Origin of the sequence: Bacteroides sp. ZJ-18, assembly GCF_011038705.2 — a bacterium.
In the GTDB taxonomy this organism is placed as follows: Bacteria; Bacteroidota; Bacteroidia; order Bacteroidales; family Bacteroidaceae; genus Bacteroides; species Bacteroides hominis.
This window is the reverse complement of the sequence record NZ_CP072198.1, coordinates 2,271,826-2,291,353: the sequence shown is the minus strand read 5'-3', so window position 1 is coordinate 2,291,353 and position 19,528 is coordinate 2,271,826. Positions and strand designations below refer to the sequence as shown.

The window sequence follows — 19,528 nt, the reverse complement described above, 5'->3', positions numbered from 1 at the left end:
ATGGGACAATGCAAATGTGAAACGAATGCAAATATGCGGGTCAGAAATTGCCAGGAAGCAAATGGCTTCATAGGCGAATATTGGAAAGTAATGCTTTCATTGGTGATGTTGGTAGCAGGCGGTATAATGAATCAACTGGATATTGCTTTTTTCAAGGAAAATACAGTTTCTTTGATTTGGTATGTATTGGCCTATCTGCCTGTCGGCTTACCTGTGATAAAGGAAGCATGGGAAAGTATTCTCCAGAAAGATTACTTCAGTGAGTTTACGTTGATGTCAGTCGCAACATTAGGCGCTTTTTATATCGGGGAATATCCGGAAGGAGTTGCTGTCATGCTGTTCTATTCAGTTGGTGAATTATTTCAGGATCGAGCAATAGACAAGGCTAAACGTAATATCAGTGCCTTGTTGGATGTCAGACCCGAAAAGGCAATGGTAGTGAGAGGGAACGAGATCGTTACAGTCAATCCGAAGTCAGTCTTTATAAACGAAATTATCGAAATAAAAGCCGGTGAACGTGTACCGTTGGATGGAATTATGCTTAACGAAATAGCAGCATTCAACACAGCGGCCCTTACCGGAGAGAGTGTTCCACGAGATATTCGCAAGGGTGAGGAGGTACTTGCCGGTATGATTGTTACAGACAAAGTGATCCGGATGAAGGTGACAAAGCCTTTTGATAAAAGCGCATTGGCTCGTATTCTGGAACTTGTAGAGGACGCTTCTGAACGTAAAGCACCGGCCGAATTGTTTATTAGAAAATTCGCCCGTATATATACCCCTATTGTTATCGGCCTTGCCTTTTTGATTGTGCTGATCCCATATATCTATTCATTCATAAACCCGTTATTCGGATTTGTTTTTAATGATTGGCTATATAAAGCATTGGTTTTTCTGGTAATCTCATGTCCGTGTGCATTGGTTATCAGTATTCCATTAGGATATTTCGGAGGAATCGGAGCAGCCTCCCGTTTAGGTATTTTGTTCAAAGGTGGAAATTATCTGGATGCCATAACCCGTGTCAATACAGTCGTATTTGATAAAACAGGTACTCTGACTAAAGGAGTTTTTGAAGTGGAATCCTGTGAAGTTATTCCAGGCGTTTCAAAAGAAGAACTGATACGTATAATAGCTTCCGTTGAGAAAAATAGTACTCATCCGATAGCCAAAGCTATTGTTAGTTATGCCGAAAAGAAAAAGATTGGCCTTACTGCTGCTGAGAATATAGAAGAGGTTGCAGGTTATGGGTTAATGACTGAGGTTGACGGAGAAAAAGTGTTGGTCGGTAACGCCAGATTGTTGTCGAAATATTCCATTGAGTTTCCGGCGTATATTCTTTCGATAACGGAAACAACAGTCGTATGTGCTGTCGGAAATAAATATATAGGTTACATTACATTGTCCGATGTGTTAAAGGACGATGCAGCAGATACTGTCAGATCACTTAAAGAGTTAAATATTAAGAATATTCAGATCTTGTCAGGTGATAAACAGAGTATTGTTAGCATTTTTGCAAACAAACTGGGACTTACCCGGGCGTATGGTGATCTGCTACCGGAAGGAAAGGTAGAGCATATGGAAAAGCTGAAGGAAAACAAAGATAACCGGATTGCTTTTGTCGGTGACGGAATGAATGATGCTCCGGTACTTGCCTTAAGTGATGTAGGTATTGCGATGGGAGGGTTAGGAAGTGATGCCGCTATTGAAACCGCAGACGTGGTTATCCAGACAGATCAACCTTCGAAAGTGGCGACTGCCATAAAGGTCGGACGTTGTACGCGCCGCATCATCTGGCAGAATGTATCGCTGGCATTTGGAGTAAAATTGCTGGTAATGGTATTGGGAGCAAGTGGTATTGCAACTTTATGGGAAGCAGTTTTCGCAGACGTAGGTGTGACATTGATTGCCATAGTGAATGCTATTCGTATACAGAAAATGATTAAATGAGAATGGAAAATTTGTGTTTGAAGATATTAGAACAGAGAGGAATAAAACCTACTGCCATAAGGATGCTGGTTTTAAAAGCTATGATAGATGCGGAACAAGCTGTTTCACTTCTTGATTTGGAGAACAAACTGGATACTGTGGATAAGTCGAGCATATTCCGAACGATTACCCTGTTTGTTTCCCAACATCTGGCACATAGCGTAGATGATGGTACAGGATCTTTAAAATATGCGGTTTGTGACAGTGAATGTACTTGTGCCGTGAAAGATTTGCATACGCACTTTTACTGTGAATATTGCCATAAGACTTTCTGCCTTGAAAACATTCATGTCCCCGTAGTAGATTTGCCTGAAGGATTTGCCGTACGAAGCATAAATTATGTATTAAAAGGATGTTGCGCGGAATGTGCGGCAGAGCTGAAAAAAGGCCATTAAAAATAAAAGCGCATTGATATGATCTATCAATGCGCCTTCTTAAAAAAGGTAGTATAATTGTTATTACTTAATCAATTCCACAACTACTGCACGGTTCCAGTCATCATTTTCAAATTTAGTGCTGGTACCTTTGAATTCTGTAGTGATACGATCTTTAGCAATTCCGTACTTATTGACAAATACCTCTGTCACTGCATTGGCACGTCTTTCAGAAACAATTCTGTTAGCTTGTTCCGAACCACGTTTGTCGGCGTAACCAGTCAGACGAACACGGATTTCAGGATTTGCTTTTAAGAATTCAGCAATATTGAAGATACTTACTTCCTGTGAGAGTTCAATTTTACTGCTGTTGAACGGGAAAGTGATAGTACTTGGGAGAGCCTTGATTTCTGAATTATCGATTACGGTTTCTTCTTTGATAACCTCCGGCTTACGTGCTTTCAACTCAGCTATTTCGGCTTGTTGTGCAGCATTTTCTTTTTTCAAAGAAGTATAGTTTGCCTCTAAGTCAGAATAGTTGCTCTTAATTGCATTGTACTGACGTGAAGAGTAACCTTTCTTGAAACCGGTTTTTCCGAAACGGAAAGTAACGCCGGCTGTCAGCCCACTGATTCCATCGTTCGGGAAACCGCCGCGAACTACCATATCGTCGTCTAAAATAGCTCCCTGGTATTCAACATTGATATCGAAACGCTTTGAAATACGGTAGCGTGCCTGAATACCTGCATTGATTGTAAATGACTGGTCACCTTTGCGGATGAATGCTCCACCGATACCTGCAAAAGGAACGATGTCAAAACGACGATTTTCTTTATAAGGAGCGAAGAAATTGATCAGTCCAAACATAAAGTCTGCATGAACGGCACCATATTGATAATGTAACATTGAATTAGCTCCAGATGTAAATCCATGCAATGAGCCACCTGTACCCTGCAAACGAACTCCCCAATAAGGGTTGAACCATTTACCTACCGAAAGAGTCGGCATAAAAGTTATAGTGTTTCTGAATTTTGCATCTTTAGAGTTTTCAGCGAAGAGAGACTGCGCACCAAAGTTTAAAGACATATACCAATTATTCCAAAATCCATTACCTTCGAAAGTTGTTTTGTACCCCGGAAGGCGTTCTGCATCATTGTTTTGAGCGAAAACGCTTGTGCTCATCAATGCTGCTAATGCAAACATAATAATACTTTTCTTCATTTTTTCTAAATTTTAAATTGGTTTGGTTAAACATTAATAGTTAATTATTCGCCAATAATTGTTTTATCGATCCGATTCATGTAAACCGGTTTTGCAAAAACAGCCGCAAAAATATAATTTATTTTTGTAGCTTGCAAATTTCCGCAAGCCTATTTCTGGGAAGTAAATTTTGAATTAAATGCAAACCTTTGTAAAATAGGTATTTATAATTGGAATAGAAAAAGAGCGTTTAGATCGCTTTGCAGAGCTATTCACATAAAATTGTTTCTCAGCAGATTATAATAATTAAATAGGTATAATACCAATATGAAGCTCTACAAACAAAATGAATGGTTTGTTAATTCCTTATGTTCCGATTTTCATCTTTCATAACTTCTCTTATCAATCTCCACTTGAAGAACGATGTACTTACAATGTTTATATTTTAAAACTCACATTTTCTTAAGGTATTATGATTTGTCCTTTCTTCCATAAACTTTTTCTATTTCTATTAAGTTATTATAATCAAAAGATCATTGATATGAATCAGATAAGAATTAAACGTGTATATGAAGATCCTTCGGAACAGGATGGCTATCGTGTACTGGTTGACCGGCTTTGGCCTCGTGGAATGAAAAAAGAATATTTAAAGTATGATTATTGGGCGAAGGAACTGACTCCCTCTTCCGATTTGAGAAAATGGTTTCACGGAGATATCTCAGGACATTGGGAAGAATTTGCGGCAATGTACCGGAAAGAGCTTGAAACCTCCGATAAAGTAGCTGATTTTTTAGTCCGGATACATCCTTATAAAACAGTCACTCTTTTATATGCTTCTAAGGAACCGGTTTATAATCATGCCCGTATTTTACAGGCGTTTCTGGAGGATCGCCTGAAAAACTGATTTCTTATAGAAACCTATGCCAACACGAATCTTTTTTGTACTTTTGCGCCATCTTTTTAAAAACAACATCAAAAAAGAATCATATGGGAGGTTTTTTCGGAACAGTCTCGAAAACGAGCTGTGTGACCGATTTATTCTACGGCACAGACTATAACTCACACCTGGGAACAAAACGGGGAGGACTGGCGACATATAGTGAAGAACAAGGATTTATCCGTTCGATCCACAATTTACAAAGTTCATATTTCCGGACTAAGTTTGAGGAGGAACTTGATAAATTTAAAGGAAATGCCGGTATAGGCATTATCAGTGATACAGACGCACAACCCATTATTATCAATTCACATCTTGGCAGATTCGCCATTGTTACAGTCGCAAAGATCACCAACCTCAAAGAACTTGAAGAGGAACTACTCTCACAAAACATGCATTTCGCCGAACTTAGTTCGGGTAACACCAATCAGACTGAACTTATTGCTTTATTGATTATTCAAGGAAAAAACTTCGTTGAAGGGATTGAAAACGTATATAACCATATCAAGGGATCGTGTTCCATGCTTCTGTTAACAGAAGATGGAGTGATTGCCGCACGTGACAAATGGGGACGTACTCCTATAATTATCGGTAAAAAAGAGGGGGCTTATGCTGCTACCAGTGAATCCAACAGTTTTCCGAATCTTGATTTTGAAATAGAACGTTATTTGGGTCCCGGTGAGATTGTCCGTATGCACGCCGACCGTTTAGAACAACTCCGTAAGCCTAACGATAAAATGCAGATTTGTTCATTCCTTTGGGTATATTACGGCTTTCCCAATTCATGCTATGAAGGCCGTAATGTAGAGGAGGTGCGTTTCACGAGCGGAATGAAAATGGGAGAACAAGATAATTTTGACGCCGATTGCGTTTGTGGAATCCCGGATTCGGGTATTGGACAGGCGTTAGGTTATGCAGAAGGGAAAGGGATTCCTTATCATAGAGCCATTACTAAATATACTCCCACCTGGCCTCGTAGTTTTACTCCGAGTAAGCAGGAATTACGTTCTCTGGTGGCAAAGATGAAATTAATACCTAACCGTGCAATGCTTCAGGACAAGCGTATCATCTTTTGTGACGACTCCATTGTACGCGGTACGCAGTTGCGCGATAATGTGAAAATACTTTTTGATTATGGTGCAAAAGAAGTACATATGCGTATTGGATGTCCACCGCTGATTTATGGCTGTCCCTTTATTGGGTTTACTGCTTCAAAATCAGATATGGAACTGATCACCAGACAAATAATAAAAGACTTGGAAGGAGATGAAAACAAAAACCTGGATAAATATGCTACTACCGGTTCACCGGAATATGAAAAAATGGTAAGTATTATTGCTGAGCGTTTTGGACTTTCTTCCCTCAAATTCAATACGATTGAAACACTAATTGAAGCTATCGGACTGCCAAAATGTAAGGTCTGCACCCATTGTTTCGATGGCTCCAGCTGTTTCTAAGTAGCTATTAGTGACTAAATATAGAATAATGTATTAAAAAAGAGCCGTGAATTGCTTGGCAGTTCACGGCTCTTTTTTTACCTTTACAGGCGTGAAAAATAATAGATTAGCAAATTATTAATTCTTAATGATATGAATTTAGTAGAACGTTTTTTAAAGTATGTAAGCTTTGACACACAGTCGGACGAACTGACAAGACTTACTCCCAGTACTCCGGGACAGATGGTATTTGCCGAATATCTAAAGTCCGAATTAGAGTCTTTGGGGTTAGAAGATATAACATTGGATGAAAACGGTTATCTTTTTGCAACATTGCCGGCCAATACAGACAAGGAAGTACCTGTTATCGGTTTCATAGCACATATGGATACGAGTCCCGACATGAGTGGAAAAAATGTAACTCCACGCATTGTAGAAAAATATGATGGTTCGGATATTGTACTCTGTACCGAAGAAAACATTGTGCTTTCACCGGCTCAATTTCCCGAATTGCTTGATCACAAAGGAGAAGATCTGATTGTCACCAATGGTAAAACCTTATTAGGAGCAGACGACAAAGCAGGTATTGCCGAGATTGTATCAGCCGTTGTCTATCTGCAAGAACATCCCGAAATTAAACATGGCAAAATCCGGATCGGTTTCAATCCGGATGAAGAAATAGGTGAAGGTGCCCATAAGTTTGATGTTCAGAAATTCGGATGTGAATGGGCTTATACGATGGATGGAGGAGAAGTCGGGGAATTGGAGTTTGAAAACTTTAATGCCGCTGCTGCCAAAATCATTTTTAAGGGACGTAATGTACATCCGGGATATGCGAAACATAAAATGATTAACTCTATCCGCATAGCCAATCAATTCATCACCATGCTTCCCCGGCATGAAACTCCGGAACATACTTCCGGATACGAAGGATTCTATCATCTTATCGGTATCCAGGGGGATGTAGAGCAGAGTACTGTATCCTATATCATTCGTGACCATGATCGCAATAAATTTGAAGATCGCAAGAAAGAAATAGAGCATCTGGTAAACAAGATCAACGCAGAGTTTGGTAAAGGTACCGCCACTCTTGAGTTGCGTGACCAATACTATAATATGCGAGAAAAGATTGAGCCTGTGATGCATATTATCGATACTGCTTTTGCCGCAATGGAGGCTGTAGGCGTGAAGCCGAATGTGAAACCAATTCGTGGAGGAACGGATGGAGCCCAATTGTCATTCAAAGGTTTACCCTGTCCTAACATCTTTGCAGGTGGGCTGAACTTCCATGGCCGCTATGAATTTGTTCCGATCCAGAACATGGAAAAGGCAATGAAAGTCATTGTGAAGATTGCTGAACTTGTAGCTTCTAAATAATCATTATTTATATAATTCTTAAATTCTCATTTCATGAAAACCACTCCATTTACCGAGAAACATATCGCACTTGGTGCTAAGATGCACGAGTTTGCAGGATATAACATGCCTATTGAATACACCGGTATCATTGACGAACACCTTACTGTCTGTAATAGTGTCGGTGTTTTCGATGTCTCCCACATGGGTGAATTTTGGGTGAAAGGGCCTCATGCATTGGCTTTTTTGCAGAAAGTGACCTCAAATAACGTGGCAGCTTTGGTGCCGGGCAAAATTCAATATACCTGTTTTCCGAATGAAGACGGCGGTATTGTTGATGACCTGCTGGTCTATCAATATGAACCGGAAAAGTATTTATTGGTTGTCAACGCTTCAAACATAGAGAAAGACTGGAATTGGTGCGTCTCTCACAATACAGAAGGAGCCGAACTGGAAAATTCTTCTGATAATATGGCGCAACTCGCCGTACAAGGTCCGAAAGCTATTCAAGCTCTGCAAAAGTTGACAGACATCAACCTTTCCGATATTCCTTATTATACATTTAAGGTTGGTGAGTTTACCGGTGAGAAAAATGTGATTATTTCTAACACGGGATATACCGGAGCCGGTGGATTTGAACTTTATTTCTATCCTGATGCTGCCATAAAGATCTGGAATGCCGTTTTCGAAGCAGGAGCCGAGTTTGGCATTAAGCCGATAGGACTTGGCGCACGTGACACACTTCGACTTGAAATGGGATTTTGCCTGTATGGCAATGATCTGGATGACACTACCTCTCCTATTGAAGCCGGACTTGGTTGGATTACTAAATTCGTGGATGGCAAGAACTTTACAAATCGCCCAATGCTTGAAAAACAGAAGGCTGAGGGCACAGTCCGCAAACTGATAGGTTTTGAAATGATCGACCGTGGTATTCCCCGACATGGTTACGAACTGGTAACAGCCGAAGGTGATAAGATCGGGATTGTGACTTCAGGCACAATGTCTCCAACCCGTAAAATCGGTATTGGCATGGGATATGTAAAGCCTGAATATAGCAAGGTCGGTACGGAGATATGCATCGATATGCGTGGCCGTAAGCTGAAAGCTGTGGTAGTAAAACCGCCTTTCCGTAAATAAACATTGAGAAAATAATAAGTTGAAATCCCTCTCTGCCTCAAAGGACAGAGGGGGATTTTTATGTAAGTACAGGGGGCACACTATCATGAAACCGGCCCCGCTGAAGCAGATCAAGCGGATCACCCACCACGACACTTTATAAAAGCTCATCCAAATGATCCTTCCGTACATCCGCCAATGATAAAATCACTGCAAAACAGCTGCCTTTCCCCTTCTCTGAATGCACTTCTATACGCCCTGACAATCGCTCGATAATAACTTTAGAAATAGCAAGTCCAAGACCGCTTCCCTGTTCAAATTCGTCTGTTTTATAAAAACGGTCAAAAATCATCATAAGTTCCTTTTCATCGATTCCCTTACCGGTATCTTTTACATATATACAAACTTCATGATGTTCTTCGTCCACTTTGCATCCCAATGTTATATGACCATTTTGAGTAAACTTATTTGCATTATTCAAAAAGTTGGAGATAACCTGAGTAAAACGGAAACGATCAATATGCACAAGTAAAGGAACCGGATTACCCAATTCAAGATGAAACTGCAAGGAAGGCTGAATTAACGGCTGATACGTCAGATAAATCTCTTTCATAATCTCTGTCATATCCCATTCCTTTATTTCGAAATCCAGACTTCCGGAGTCCAGACGGGATATTTCCAGCACATCATTAATAAGCTTCAAAAGCAATTCATTATTATGATTGATGATATCAAGCATACTTGCCTTTTCATCCGGATCTATCTCTTCAGAACCTTCGCCTATCAACACATTCGTAAATCCGACAATTGCATTGAGCGGGGTACGAATTTCATGACTCATATTATTAAGGAAAGATTGTTTCAATTCAGCTTTCTCAGCCATTTGTTTAGCCAGAATCAACTGATGCTCACGTTCTACCGCCTCCTGAATATTCTGCATGATACCTGCCAGCATCATCTCGCCTTCTACATCTTTCAGACTCCGGCAGCGCAATTCGTACCATTGATATTCTTCCGTTTCATCAAAACAAAAACGTGCCCGTTGTATTTGCATGCCCGGAGATTTGTAAAGTGCTCCGTAAAAAGAACTCAATAACTGAGAATCATCGGGATGTACATACTCTAAAAAGGTGCTTCTCTTAACCCTTCTTTTTCCCATACCTGTCAGACGCGTATAATTATCATCAAACTCAATGTCATCTCCCTGCATATTCCATAATGAAATCTGCCCTCCGTCGGCAGAAAGAGTCAACCGTTTGTGTGCTTCTTCCAATATTTGTAAGTTCTTACGTTCTATCAGAGAACGTCGGCGTGTACGCAACAGGCTGATTGATATGAAAATGAATGCAAGAATAAATAGCACACCCAATAAATAAACCTCCTTTCGGTAATGGTCATAGAACGGATAATTAATAATACGCACATCCTTTGCCACATTTCCAATATCATAACCATTATAGGACGAAAAGACACTCCAATCCAGCACATACTCTTTCTCCAGATCCCTTATCTTAGGCATACCTATTTTCTCTTTATTCATTAGCCGGACGGATAAACCGGTAACAGCTTGTGCAGAGATCTCTTCAGTAGCCATATAACCACCTACAATTTTACTCCCATCTCCAAATCCCTCGCGTACACAACTGAAAGAAGGTATATTCAGAGCATTTACTATCGGAAGCGATACCAGATCAAATTTATCAAGTAAGAATGCCTTCCTCTCTTGCTCACATTTCGAATTTTCCATCATAACAAGCAAAGAAGCACCTTTTATGTACCGGAAAGGGCAGAGGCTCACAGTCAGTTCCTCCTTTTCTGATTTATGATTTGCGACAGCAGGCATCAGACTGTAATACTCTATCATTTCTCTCATTTCCTTGTATTCATACTCCATAGAAAACGCTGACTTATGCCCCCAAATCTGCACATTCTTTCTGTCGATAACCCGATTCAGCAAGTCAAAAGATTTATGCCCAAGAGCAGTTAAATCAATATTATAAACAATCTCCATATTTACATGGGGTTGCAAAGACTTTATAAAATCCATATTGCGTTTAAAGTCCGGAGTATCTCTCAACACATATACCTTTCTGGATTCATACTCTTTTATAAGATTTTCATCAGGGAAATGCACGTTGCAGGCTACCACAGGAATAGAATAGAGAAGGCGATGACGGGTCGATAACAAAGAAAAAGCAGCTTGGTCCCCTACCGCTAAAATAAGATCTATCGGCTTAGTTTTCAGAATTTCAAGATAATTACCCATATGTTCCATTTCGACTTTCTGGTCGAAACGGTCACAATCAAGGTAAAATTCATCAAACACAGGCTCTATACCCTGCGCTTTAAACTCTTGTTTTACAAGTTCTTCAAAGCGTCCATGCCCGATTTTATCTTTTGAACAAGAATAAATAAGAGAAATGTTTTTTTTAATCCGATGATTTGTGACATACCACTGTTTGGAATTATACCCACATAAGAAGACCCCCAATAAAAGAATGAAGGCAAAAATGTATTTGCATTTAGGGTCTGTGAGTCTCATAGCTTATTTTCTACCAGTCAAAATAATATAATTTTCATCAATACGGTAATGTCTGATTATAAAATGGTAGCATTATTATACCTTTTTATTCACTCAGATGTTCTGGAAATAAAAAGTATAAATAGTAAAAAGCCTACAAGTTGTGAACTTGTAGGCTTTTTATCCACTTACCATCCGATAAGTTTGCGGAGAGACAGGGATTCGAACCCCGGGTACCTCGCAGTACAACGGTTTTCAAGACCGCCGCAATCGACCACTCTGCCACCTCTCCAAAACTACTTTTCAATAGTGCTTTTCTCTTAAAGCGCTGCAAAGGTACGAATCATTTTCAAATCTGCAAACGTTTCGGCATTTTTTTCGCGAAATAATCGTATTTTTGCGGCACATTTCAACTTAAAGCGTTATACAGATAAATAAGACAGTACATGATATATCCCCAGAATTTTGAGCAAAAAATAGGATTCGACCAGATCAGACAATTATTAAAGGACAAATGTCTCAGTACGTTGGGAGAAGAGAGAGTATCGGAAATGAACTTCTCCGATCAATTTGAAACTGTTGAAGAACTGCTGAACCAAGTCACAGAGTTTGTCCGCATCATACAAGAAGAAGATAACTTCCCGGATCAGTTTTTCTTCGATGTCCGTCCATCATTAAAACGGGTACGGGTAGAAGGCATGTACATGGACGAACAGGAACTGTTCGACTTGCGGCGTTCATTAGAGACAATCCGCGACATCGTACGTTTTCTGCAACGGAACGAGGAAGAAGAATCCGACCACCCTTACCCCAGCCTGAAAAGACTCGCAGGAGATATTGCCGTATTCCCGCAACTTATCACCAAGATAGACGGCATTCTGGACAAATACGGTAAAATCAAGGACAACGCCTCAACCGAACTGTCACGCATCCGCCGGGAATTGGCTAATACGATGGGGAGTATTTCACGCTCGCTGAACAGCATCCTGCGTAACGCTCAATCGGACGGATATGTGGATAAAGACGTTACTCCGACCATGCGCGACGGTCGATTGGTAATTCCGGTTGCCCCGGGGCTGAAACGCAAAATCAAAGGTATCGTCCATGATGAATCGGCCAGTGGTAAAACTGTATTCATCGAACCGGCAGAAGTGGTAGAAGCCAACAACCGCATCCGCGAACTGGAGGGAGACGAGCGTCGCGAGATCATCCGTATCCTGACCACATTTTCCAATACATTGCGTCCTTCCATTCCGGAGATACTCCAATCGTACGAATTTCTGGCCGAAATCGATTTCATTCGCGCCAAAAGTTACTTTGCCATTCAAACCAGCAGCATCAAGCCCAGTCTGGAAAACGAACAATTACTGGATTGGACCATGGCTGTTCATCCACTGCTGCAATTATCCCTTGCCAAGCACGGAAAAAAGGTAGTTCCCCTGGATATAGAACTGAGTACCAAACAGCGCATCCTCATTATATCCGGCCCTAATGCCGGAGGTAAATCAGTCTGCCTGAAAACCGTCGGACTGCTGCAATACATGTTACAATGCGGTATGCTGGTACCCATGCACGAACGCAGCCACGCTGGTCTGTTCGGCAGCATCTTCATCGATATAGGCGACGAACAATCCATTGAAGACGACTTGAGCACTTACTCTTCCCACTTGACGAACATGAAGATCATGATGAAGAGTTGCAATGAACGCAGCCTGATTCTGATTGATGAATTCGGAGGCGGTACAGAACCCCAGATTGGCGGGGCCATTGCGGAAGCTGTTCTGAAACGATTCAACATAAAGCATACTTTCGGCGTTATTACTACACACTACCAAAATCTGAAGCACTTTGCAGAAGACCATGAAGGTGTGGTAAACGGAGCTATGCTCTACGACCGCCACTTGATGCAGGCACTGTTCCAACTTCAAATCGGTAATCCCGGAAGTTCTTTCGCAGTAGAGATAGCCCGGAAAATCGGTTTACCGGAAGATGTCATTGCCGATGCTTCCGAAATAGTGGGAAGCGAGTACATCAATGCTGACAAATACTTGCAGGACATTGTGCGGGATAAGCGTTATTGGGAAGGCAAACGCCAGACCATCCGTCAACGTGAAAAACAGATGGAAGAAACCATCGCCCGTTATCAATCGGAAATGGAAGAGTTGCAAAAGTCGAGAAAGGAAATCATCCGCCAGGCCAAAGAAGAAGCCGAACGGTTATTGCAAGAATCGAACGCACGTATCGAGAACACCATACGTACCATTAAAGAGGCACAGGCTGAAAAAGAAAAGACACGCCTCGTCCGTCAGGAACTGGCAGAGTTCCGCGAGTCGATGGACAGCCTGACTTCCAAAGAACAGGAGGACAAGATAGCCCGAAAGATGGAAAAGCTGAAAGAAAAGCAAAACCGGAAGAAAGAAAAAAAGCAGAATGTTCCGAAAGAACAACAAGCTGCACAGCAAACTCCCCAAGTAGCTCCCATCACCGAAGGGTGTCCGGTACGCATCAAAGGGCAGAGTTCTGTCGGAGAAGTGCTTGAGATCAACGGAAAGAATGCAGTCGTAGCTTTCGGCAGTATCAAAACAACCGTAAAGCTGGAACGGTTGGAACGAAGCAATGCAACTCCTCAGAAACAGGAGCCTGCTAAAAGTACTTTTGTCAGCAACCAGACCCAGGACAGCATGTACGAGAAGAAGCTGAACTTCAAGCAAGATATCGATGTGCGGGGAATGCGGGGGGACGAAGCCTTACAGGCTGTTACCTATTTTGTGGATGACGCCATCCTGGTCGGTATGAGCCGGGTACGTATTCTGCATGGAACCGGAACGGGAATTTTGCGTACCCTAATCCGCCAATATCTGCAAACCGTACCGGGTATCCGTCACTTCGCCGACGAGCATGTCCAATTTGGGGGAGCAGGTATCACGGTAGTCGATTTGGCATAAAAGAACAAAGAATATGAAGAATAACCTGTTAAGTGAAAGATTAGTTTATACCGGTGAGAGCCAGACTCCCACTCACCTGCATTTGTGTACCTACAATGCCCTCGAAATGCAGGAAGTATCGGGCACCGATTTCCAGGCTGTAGCCAATGCACTCAACCACGAAGAAATCAACTGGCTGCAGATACACGGGCTTCAGAATACCGAGCTCATCCGCGAAATATGCAGCCACTTCGAAATAGACTTTCTTACCCTTCAGGATATTCTGAATGCCGAACATCCCACAAAGATAGAAGAGCATGACAAGTATACGGTATTGATCATGAAAATATTCCGCTTCAACAACAGAGAAGAAACAAGCCCCGAAGATGAGATGGATGAATTGGAGCAGCAACAGGTGTGTATCATACAAGGGAGCAACTTTGTGCTTACCTTTCTGGAAAATGAAACCGACTTCTTCGATGACGTTACCTCCGCCCTGCACAATGACGTACTGAAAATCCGGAGCCGGCAAAGTGACTACCTGCTCAGCGTTTTGCTGAACAGCGTGATGGGAAACTACATTTCCACCGTATCCACCATCGACGACTCGCTGGAAGACCTGGAAGAAGAGCTACTCACCATCAGTGACGGAAACGACATCGGCATCCAGATACAGGCACTCCGCCGGCAATATATGCTGATGAAAAAAGCCATTCTTCCGTTAAAAGAACAATACGTCAAACTGTTGAGGGCGGAAAACTCCCTGATGCACAAAGTGAACCGTGCCTTCTTCAATGATGTCAACGACCATCTGCAATTCGTATTGCAAACAATCGAAATATGCCGAGAAACGTTATCGTCTTTGGTAGACCTTTATATATCGAACAATGATCTGCGGATGAACGACATCATGAAGCGGCTCACCATTGTTTCTACCATCTTCATCCCGTTGACTTTTCTTGTCGGTGTATGGGGAATGAACTTCAAGATTATGCCCGAATTGGACTGGCGGTATGGATATGTATACGCCTGGATATTGATGATATTGGTAGGCGCAGCCGTATACTGGTTTTTCCGTAAGAAGAAATGGTATTAAGTTACCAAAAATCTTGAAAAAACAATTACCTTTGCGCAACAACCTAATTAGCTAATATGAAATCAATAAAAGAACTCTATCGCATTGGAACCGGGCCTTCGAGCAGCCACACCATGGGGCCTCGCAAGGCAGCAGAAATGTTCCTCACCCGACATCCTGAAGCAGCATCGTTCAAAGTAACCCTCTACGGAAGCCTGGCAGCGACAGGAAAAGGGCACATGACGGATGTAGCCATCATCGACACATTGGAACCGACAGCACCGGTAGATCTTATATGGCAACCTAAAATATTTCTACCTTTCCACCCCAACGGAATGAACTTCATTGCGCTCGACGCTGATGGCAACGAACTTGAAAACTGGACCGTTTACAGCGTTGGCGGAGGTGCATTGGCCGAAGACAACAAACAAGCTTCCATTGAAAGCCCGGAAGTATATGGCATGAACAGCATGACCGAAATTCTGGATTGGTGCGAACACACCGGAAAGAGTTACTGGGAATACGTGAAAGAATGCGAAGATCCCGATATATGGGACTACCTGAGAGAAGTATGGAATACGATGAAAGAGTCCGTCCAGCGTGGTCTTGAACAAGAGGGAGTACTGCCCGGCCCGTTGAACCTGAGACGCAAAGCCTCCACATATTATATTCGGGCCACCGGATACAAAGCTTCCCTGCAATCCCGCGGACTGGTTTTTGCCTATGCACTTGCCGTAAGTGAAGAAAATGCCTCGGGAGGTAAAATCGTAACGGCACCAACCTGCGGCTCATGCGGAGTAATGCCTGCCGTTCTCTATCATCTTGCCAAGAGCCGTGATTTCAGTGAGATGCGCATTCTTCGCGCACTGGCAACGGCCGGACTAATTGGCAACATCGTTAAGCAGAACGCTTCCATATCCGGAGCGGAAGTAGGTTGCCAGGGAGAAGTAGGCGTGGCATGCGCAATGGCTTCGGCCGCAGCCAACCAATTGTTCGGAGGCAGTCCTGCGCAAATTGAATATGCCGCCGAAATGGGTCTGGAACATCACTTGGGCATGACCTGCGACCCGGTGTGCGGATTAGTACAAATCCCCTGTATCGAACGGAACGCATACGCAGCCGCACGTGCACTGGACGCCAATCTATACTCGTCATTCACCGACGGAATACATCGCGTCTCTTTCGACAAGGTAATACAGGTAATGAAACAAACCGGCCACGACCTCCCTTCACTTTATAAAGAAACAAGCGAAGGCGGACTGGCAAAGGATTACAAGCCGATGTAAAAGGCCATTCTCCATAAAGCGCAAGAGGGTGTGCATGACTCACCACAGATTGCACATCCTCTTGTTTTTACTATTCACGTGCCTCGGTCGGCAGATTCAACCTTTAAGTTCTGGGCCAGTGAGTATCGTCACCGTTGGTCACATCTTTTTCGTGGAGCAAACCGCCACCTTCCGAAAAGTATAAATCAATCTTCTTACCCTGTTCCACGGTTACCACAAATTCCGTATAAGGTTCATTCGGATATTCCAGTATCGCTACATCATCCACCACCCAATTGCTGTAACTCGACTCCATAAAAGCCGTCAGCACTGCCGGGGGCAGATTATTGATGCTGTTCAACTCGGTTTCCGTCATCAGCCAGGTGGCGTTGGCATCAAACCATACTTCCTTTTCCCTGCCGTCAGCCTGACAATCGGCTACGTAATAAACACCCTTCTGCTCCCACTTAATGGCAGTAGCATTGGGATAAAGCTTCTTCAGTGCATCCTGAATGGCCTGGCTCGGCGGAAGATATCCTGTATCGTCATCATCACCACACGAACTGAAAGCAAACACTACCGACAGCAGCACAGCTGCCAACAAACTAAATTTCAACGATTTCATAATCAAGGTCTTTTTTTAACAGGTTTATTCCAATTTATCAATATTCCGCTTTACGGAAACGGCCGTCTTTGGTAAACTTCAGACTCAAATCCGTATTAAGCTCGACTTCATAACCTCTGCGGTCACGCTCTATCTGAGTTACAAATTCAGAGTTATATCCATTGGACTTCAAATACTCCTTCACGAAGCCGGGGATAATCGATGCGGGAACAGCGGCTTTCTTACAATCCACTTCAATCCAGTTTCCCCGGTTATCGAAGTCGATCTCGGTTGCATTAGTCAACAACACATCGTACTTCTTTGTTTGCAGAATCTCATTTTCTATCTTAATATGCGAAATCTGCGGATTAGAAAAGTGCTGATTAATAAAGTTGCGTGCCGGAAGAGGCAGTGTCATCACGTCTTTCGTAATGATATCACCTGCAAACGCAAATTGAACGGCTATGATAGCCAAAACAAGAATAGATAGAATCTTTTTCATAATCGTTATTTTTAGTGTAAATAATAAGTTTCGGAATTATTTTACACTGCAAATAACGAGATAGAATCGGGAAAGATTTGGTAATAAACAAAAGGGTAAACTCTTTTTGTATTTTTTAACGACCAGAAGTATCCTCCTCGTATACCTCTTCCAGAAGTTCTTCTTTCTTCATGCTGATCTTCCCATCGGTCGAGATCGTAATGGAGACGGGCACATACAAGTCCGTTTGAGGATAACAGATACTGGCGGCATAGACAAATCCCTCGGGAGTTGTTTTATCATAAGCAATTCCTTCCAGAATGGACTTTGCCATAAAGTCCTCTCCTATCAGAGACGCAAATTGTTTCTTGGTGAAAGTCCTGCTAAAAATACGTTCATTCCCGCGTGTCAGCCTCAGAACAATCTGATTGTCAACGTATGTATTTCCCATCTGGCTCACTACCCGGGGAAGTGAATCATTAGGGGTACGGGATATAAACGAATGGTACTCTTTGCCTTTGTATTTAATATCTATCTCACTCTTCCGGGCTGTCATCCGCTGCAAGCCATGTGCATCGGTGCTATCTTGCATCAAGACACGGATATCGCTCTGTTTCTTTTCAGCTGTACCGGAACACGCAACGATAACCATAAGCATTGTCAACCCAAGCAGATAAATAAGCTTTTTCATATTTGAATCATCTGTTTATTAAATCGTACGGCAAAGGAACAAAAAGCAGTGGAAATATACAAGTATTTCGGTAATTAGTAGCTGACAATTAGTGAGGAACCGGCGCCCTATACCGCTACGCCGGTCCATCACTGATCATCCATACTGAAATTTACTTTCTACCTCCTCTTTTCGGTCCGCGTTCGGCCTTCTGCTTGGTATAGGCCTCATACTGCTCCTTCGTCATTATTTTCTTCAGACTGGCATCGTAAGCCTCACGCGAAGCTTTCATCTCCTGCTGCATCTTTTCTCTGTCTTCTTTCGACATGCGGGGAGCTTTTCTTTTATCCTGTTTACAAGTGCAGCTGTCAGTAGCCTGACTCTGCCCCTCCTTACCTTGCCTCATTTCGGGTTTCATCTTTCCGGGACGTGTTCCCATCTTCTCCATCAGAGCCATATTGGCTTCCAACAGTTGTTTCTTCTGGGTTTCGTTCAAAGAGTATTCTTTCGCCATACGTTCAGTCATGCGTTCGGCACGTTCCTTCGGATCCATATTCTGACCACCTCTGCGCGGGCCTTGTGCCATCGCCATTCCCCCTACCATCAAAAGGGCCACTAACAAAAAACTTATTCTTTTCATTGTTCTTTTCTTTTTTAAATTATCAAATAATCATCTGTCTTTTTTGTTGCAACTGTCTATATGACTAAAAAGTCAGATAGAAGTTTAAACGTGAATACAACTTTAACAAAACGCAAACTTATTTCTATTTTGATTAGACTACACCTGTCTGCGCTCTCTTTGCTTTCATATCACCTTCTCTTCCAAGCACCCTTCCCTCCCTCTTTCCACAGCGAAGGCTTTAAAATGCCGTTCTGTCAAATTGATAATCGAATGGACCCAGATTTGCTTTTTTCCGGGCAAGAATGCAGTAGAACGTTTTTTTCGTCTCCTTTCCCAGTCAGCCTTTTCCGTTTTATCACCTTTAATCTCTATTTTCAGGCAAGAGAACACTTATTCTATAAGAATAAGAACAAAAAGGGTATTATTTAAGTCCGGCACTTCCCTTTTATCTGTTTCGGCACCTTCATAATCAAAGGTCAACCAGAAAAAAATCTCTCTCTTTTCATCTCTCAAACGGGAACAATATATGGAATGAGAGAAAACATATAGAGATATTCCAAAAAGAAGTAAGCATTTTCTCAAGTTGCTTACGTCTTTCGGACCAAATGCTTACTTCTTTTTCCGGAAACACCGGCTCTTTTGGATGAAAACACCGGCTTTCGCGCCGCCCAAGCCTGCTTCTTGAGGAAGAAAAACTCAGTTTTTGCACTCCGCTCCCGCCGGTTTGATCCGAATCTCCAAAGGGCTTGTCAGCCAATCAGCGTTTTTACTTTCTTTCCGGAAGAGGACTAAAGAAATAAGTTACAATATGAACGTTCCGTCCTTATACCAGGCAAAAAACACATGGAGCTGCATACCCCATAAGATTTCATCTATCAGCCGATAAATATTATCAATGGGATTTTTTGTTGAAACGGGAAATTTTGCCATACTTTTGCAACGTAAACAAATAAAGAAT

Annotated in this window: 16 protein-coding genes and 1 tRNA gene; 9 read left to right on the top strand and 8 right to left on the bottom strand. The window is 42.3% G+C overall.

Annotated features, from left to right (window positions below):
• Both G7Y45_RS09040 and G7Y45_RS09035 read left to right on the top strand, forming a co-directional pair.
• Positions 1-1,947, top strand: a complete 1,947-nt coding sequence (locus tag G7Y45_RS09040; RefSeq protein ID WP_165016049.1) for a heavy metal translocating P-type ATPase — start codon at positions 1-3, stop codon at positions 1,945-1,947.
• 2 nt (positions 1,948-1,949) lie between these two features.
• Positions 1,950-2,381 carry a Fur family transcriptional regulator gene (locus G7Y45_RS09035; protein WP_005809711.1) on the top strand — a complete coding sequence of 144 codons (432 nt, stop codon included), beginning with the start codon at positions 1,950-1,952 and terminating at the stop codon, positions 2,379-2,381.
• A gap of 63 nt (positions 2,382-2,444) precedes the next feature.
• Here the strand turns inward: G7Y45_RS09035 and G7Y45_RS09030 are convergent, their stop codons facing one another.
• Positions 2,445-3,581 (bottom strand): OmpA family protein, encoded by a 1,137-nt coding sequence (locus G7Y45_RS09030; RefSeq protein ID WP_005775986.1) that lies wholly within the window; start codon positions 3,579-3,581, stop codon positions 2,445-2,447.
• Positions 3,582-4,101: 520 nt separating this feature from the next.
• On the opposite strand from G7Y45_RS09030, the gene G7Y45_RS09025 reads away from it, so the two are divergent.
• The 4 genes from G7Y45_RS09025 to gcvT all read left to right on the top strand — a co-directional run bounded on the left by G7Y45_RS09025 (position 4,102) and on the right by gcvT (position 8,429).
• Positions 4,102-4,464: a DUF488 domain-containing protein gene (locus G7Y45_RS09025; RefSeq protein WP_032540694.1), complete on the top strand. Its 363-nt coding sequence runs from the start codon at positions 4,102-4,104 to the stop codon at positions 4,462-4,464.
• Between the two features lie 83 nt (positions 4,465-4,547).
• Positions 4,548-5,954, top strand: a complete 1,407-nt coding sequence (locus tag G7Y45_RS09020) for an amidophosphoribosyltransferase (protein ID WP_005775983.1) — start codon at positions 4,548-4,550, stop codon at positions 5,952-5,954.
• Between the two features lie 132 nt (positions 5,955-6,086).
• Positions 6,087-7,310, top strand: coding sequence for a peptidase T (gene pepT / locus G7Y45_RS09015; RefSeq protein ID WP_005775982.1), 1,224 nt, complete (start codon positions 6,087-6,089; stop codon positions 7,308-7,310).
• Between the two features lie 33 nt (positions 7,311-7,343).
• Positions 7,344-8,429: a glycine cleavage system aminomethyltransferase GcvT gene (gcvT, locus tag G7Y45_RS09010; RefSeq protein ID WP_165016046.1), complete on the top strand. Its 1,086-nt coding sequence runs from the start codon at positions 7,344-7,346 to the stop codon at positions 8,427-8,429.
• Between the two features lie 136 nt (positions 8,430-8,565).
• Here gcvT and G7Y45_RS09005 read toward each other — a convergent pair whose 3' ends face one another.
• Both G7Y45_RS09005 and G7Y45_RS09000 read right to left on the bottom strand, forming a co-directional pair.
• On the bottom strand, positions 8,566-10,950 hold the full coding sequence (locus G7Y45_RS09005; protein ID WP_165016043.1) for a HAMP domain-containing sensor histidine kinase: 2,385 nt from the start codon (positions 10,948-10,950) through the stop codon (positions 8,566-8,568).
• A gap of 186 nt (positions 10,951-11,136) precedes the next feature.
• Positions 11,137-11,221, bottom strand: a tRNA-Ser gene (locus G7Y45_RS09000).
• 154 nt (positions 11,222-11,375) lie between these two features.
• Here G7Y45_RS09000 and G7Y45_RS08995 point away from each other — a divergent pair.
• From G7Y45_RS08995 to G7Y45_RS08985, 3 genes are read left to right on the top strand one after another with little or no spacing between them, the layout of a single operon-like run.
• Entirely contained in the window at positions 11,376-13,874 is a 2,499-nt protein-coding gene (locus tag G7Y45_RS08995) for an endonuclease MutS2 (RefSeq protein ID WP_005775979.1), read from the top strand.
• A 13-nt stretch (positions 13,875-13,887) separates the two neighbouring features.
• Positions 13,888-14,949: a magnesium/cobalt transporter CorA gene (corA, locus tag G7Y45_RS08990; RefSeq protein ID WP_005809741.1), complete on the top strand. Its 1,062-nt coding sequence runs from the start codon at positions 13,888-13,890 to the stop codon at positions 14,947-14,949.
• A 56-nt stretch (positions 14,950-15,005) separates the two neighbouring features.
• Complete coding sequence (locus G7Y45_RS08985) at positions 15,006-16,214, top strand: L-serine ammonia-lyase (RefSeq protein WP_005775976.1); 1,209 nt, start codon at positions 15,006-15,008, stop codon at positions 16,212-16,214.
• A gap of 103 nt (positions 16,215-16,317) precedes the next feature.
• Here G7Y45_RS08985 and G7Y45_RS08980 read toward each other — a convergent pair whose 3' ends face one another.
• The 5 genes from G7Y45_RS08980 to G7Y45_RS20045 all read right to left on the bottom strand — a co-directional run bounded on the left by G7Y45_RS08980 (position 16,318) and on the right by G7Y45_RS20045 (position 19,500).
• Positions 16,318-16,818 (bottom strand): PepSY-like domain-containing protein, encoded by a 501-nt coding sequence (locus tag G7Y45_RS08980; protein WP_005775975.1) that lies wholly within the window; start codon positions 16,816-16,818, stop codon positions 16,318-16,320.
• Between the two features lie 37 nt (positions 16,819-16,855).
• Positions 16,856-17,299, bottom strand: a complete 444-nt coding sequence (locus G7Y45_RS08975; protein ID WP_005775974.1) for a PepSY-like domain-containing protein — start codon at positions 17,297-17,299, stop codon at positions 16,856-16,858.
• A gap of 115 nt (positions 17,300-17,414) precedes the next feature.
• The gene (locus G7Y45_RS08970; RefSeq protein WP_005775973.1) at positions 17,415-17,969 is read right to left on the bottom strand and encodes a DUF4738 domain-containing protein; all 555 of its coding nucleotides are present in this window, start codon (positions 17,967-17,969) and stop codon (positions 17,415-17,417) included.
• Positions 17,970-18,120: 151 nt separating this feature from the next.
• A complete protein-coding gene (locus G7Y45_RS08965; RefSeq protein WP_022011904.1) occupies positions 18,121-18,588 on the bottom strand; it encodes a DUF4890 domain-containing protein in 468 nt (155 codons plus the stop codon).
• Positions 18,589-19,371: 783 nt separating this feature from the next.
• Positions 19,372-19,500, bottom strand: coding sequence for a hypothetical protein (locus tag G7Y45_RS20045; RefSeq protein ID WP_255504458.1), 129 nt, complete (start codon positions 19,498-19,500; stop codon positions 19,372-19,374).
• Positions 19,501-19,528 lie beyond the last annotated feature (28 nt).

Bases quoted from the DNA above. Each gene is read 5' to 3' on its own strand.
- corA (WP_005809741.1), top strand. From the start codon at position 13,888: ATGAAGAATAACCTGTTAAGTGAAAGATTAGTTTATACCGGTGAGAGC.
- G7Y45_RS09020 (WP_005775983.1), top strand. From the start codon at position 4,548: ATGGGAGGTTTTTTCGGAACAGTCTCGAAAACGAGCTGTGTGACCGAT.
- G7Y45_RS09040 (WP_165016049.1), top strand. From the start codon at position 1: ATGGGACAATGCAAATGTGAAACGAATGCAAATATGCGGGTCAGAAAT.
- pepT (WP_005775982.1), top strand. From the start codon at position 6,087: ATGAATTTAGTAGAACGTTTTTTAAAGTATGTAAGCTTTGACACACAG.
- gcvT (WP_165016046.1), top strand. From the start codon at position 7,344: ATGAAAACCACTCCATTTACCGAGAAACATATCGCACTTGGTGCTAAG.
- G7Y45_RS08965 (WP_022011904.1), bottom strand. From the start codon at position 18,588: ATGAAAAGAATAAGTTTTTTGTTAGTGGCCCTTTTGATGGTAGGGGGA.
- G7Y45_RS09035 (WP_005809711.1), top strand. From the start codon at position 1,950: ATGGAAAATTTGTGTTTGAAGATATTAGAACAGAGAGGAATAAAACCT.
- G7Y45_RS08995 (WP_005775979.1), top strand. From the start codon at position 11,376: ATGATATATCCCCAGAATTTTGAGCAAAAAATAGGATTCGACCAGATC.
- G7Y45_RS09025 (WP_032540694.1), top strand. From the start codon at position 4,102: ATGAATCAGATAAGAATTAAACGTGTATATGAAGATCCTTCGGAACAG.
- G7Y45_RS20045 (WP_255504458.1), bottom strand. From the start codon at position 19,500: ATGGCAAAATTTCCCGTTTCAACAAAAAATCCCATTGATAATATTTAT.
- G7Y45_RS08975 (WP_005775974.1), bottom strand. From the start codon at position 17,299: ATGAAAAAGATTCTATCTATTCTTGTTTTGGCTATCATAGCCGTTCAA.
- G7Y45_RS09005 (WP_165016043.1), bottom strand. From the start codon at position 10,950: ATGAGACTCACAGACCCTAAATGCAAATACATTTTTGCCTTCATTCTT.
- G7Y45_RS09030 (WP_005775986.1), bottom strand. From the start codon at position 3,581: ATGAAGAAAAGTATTATTATGTTTGCATTAGCAGCATTGATGAGCACA.
- G7Y45_RS08970 (WP_005775973.1), bottom strand. From the start codon at position 17,969: ATGAAAAAGCTTATTTATCTGCTTGGGTTGACAATGCTTATGGTTATC.
- G7Y45_RS08980 (WP_005775975.1), bottom strand. From the start codon at position 16,818: ATGAAATCGTTGAAATTTAGTTTGTTGGCAGCTGTGCTGCTGTCGGTA.
- G7Y45_RS08985 (WP_005775976.1), top strand. From the start codon at position 15,006: ATGAAATCAATAAAAGAACTCTATCGCATTGGAACCGGGCCTTCGAGC.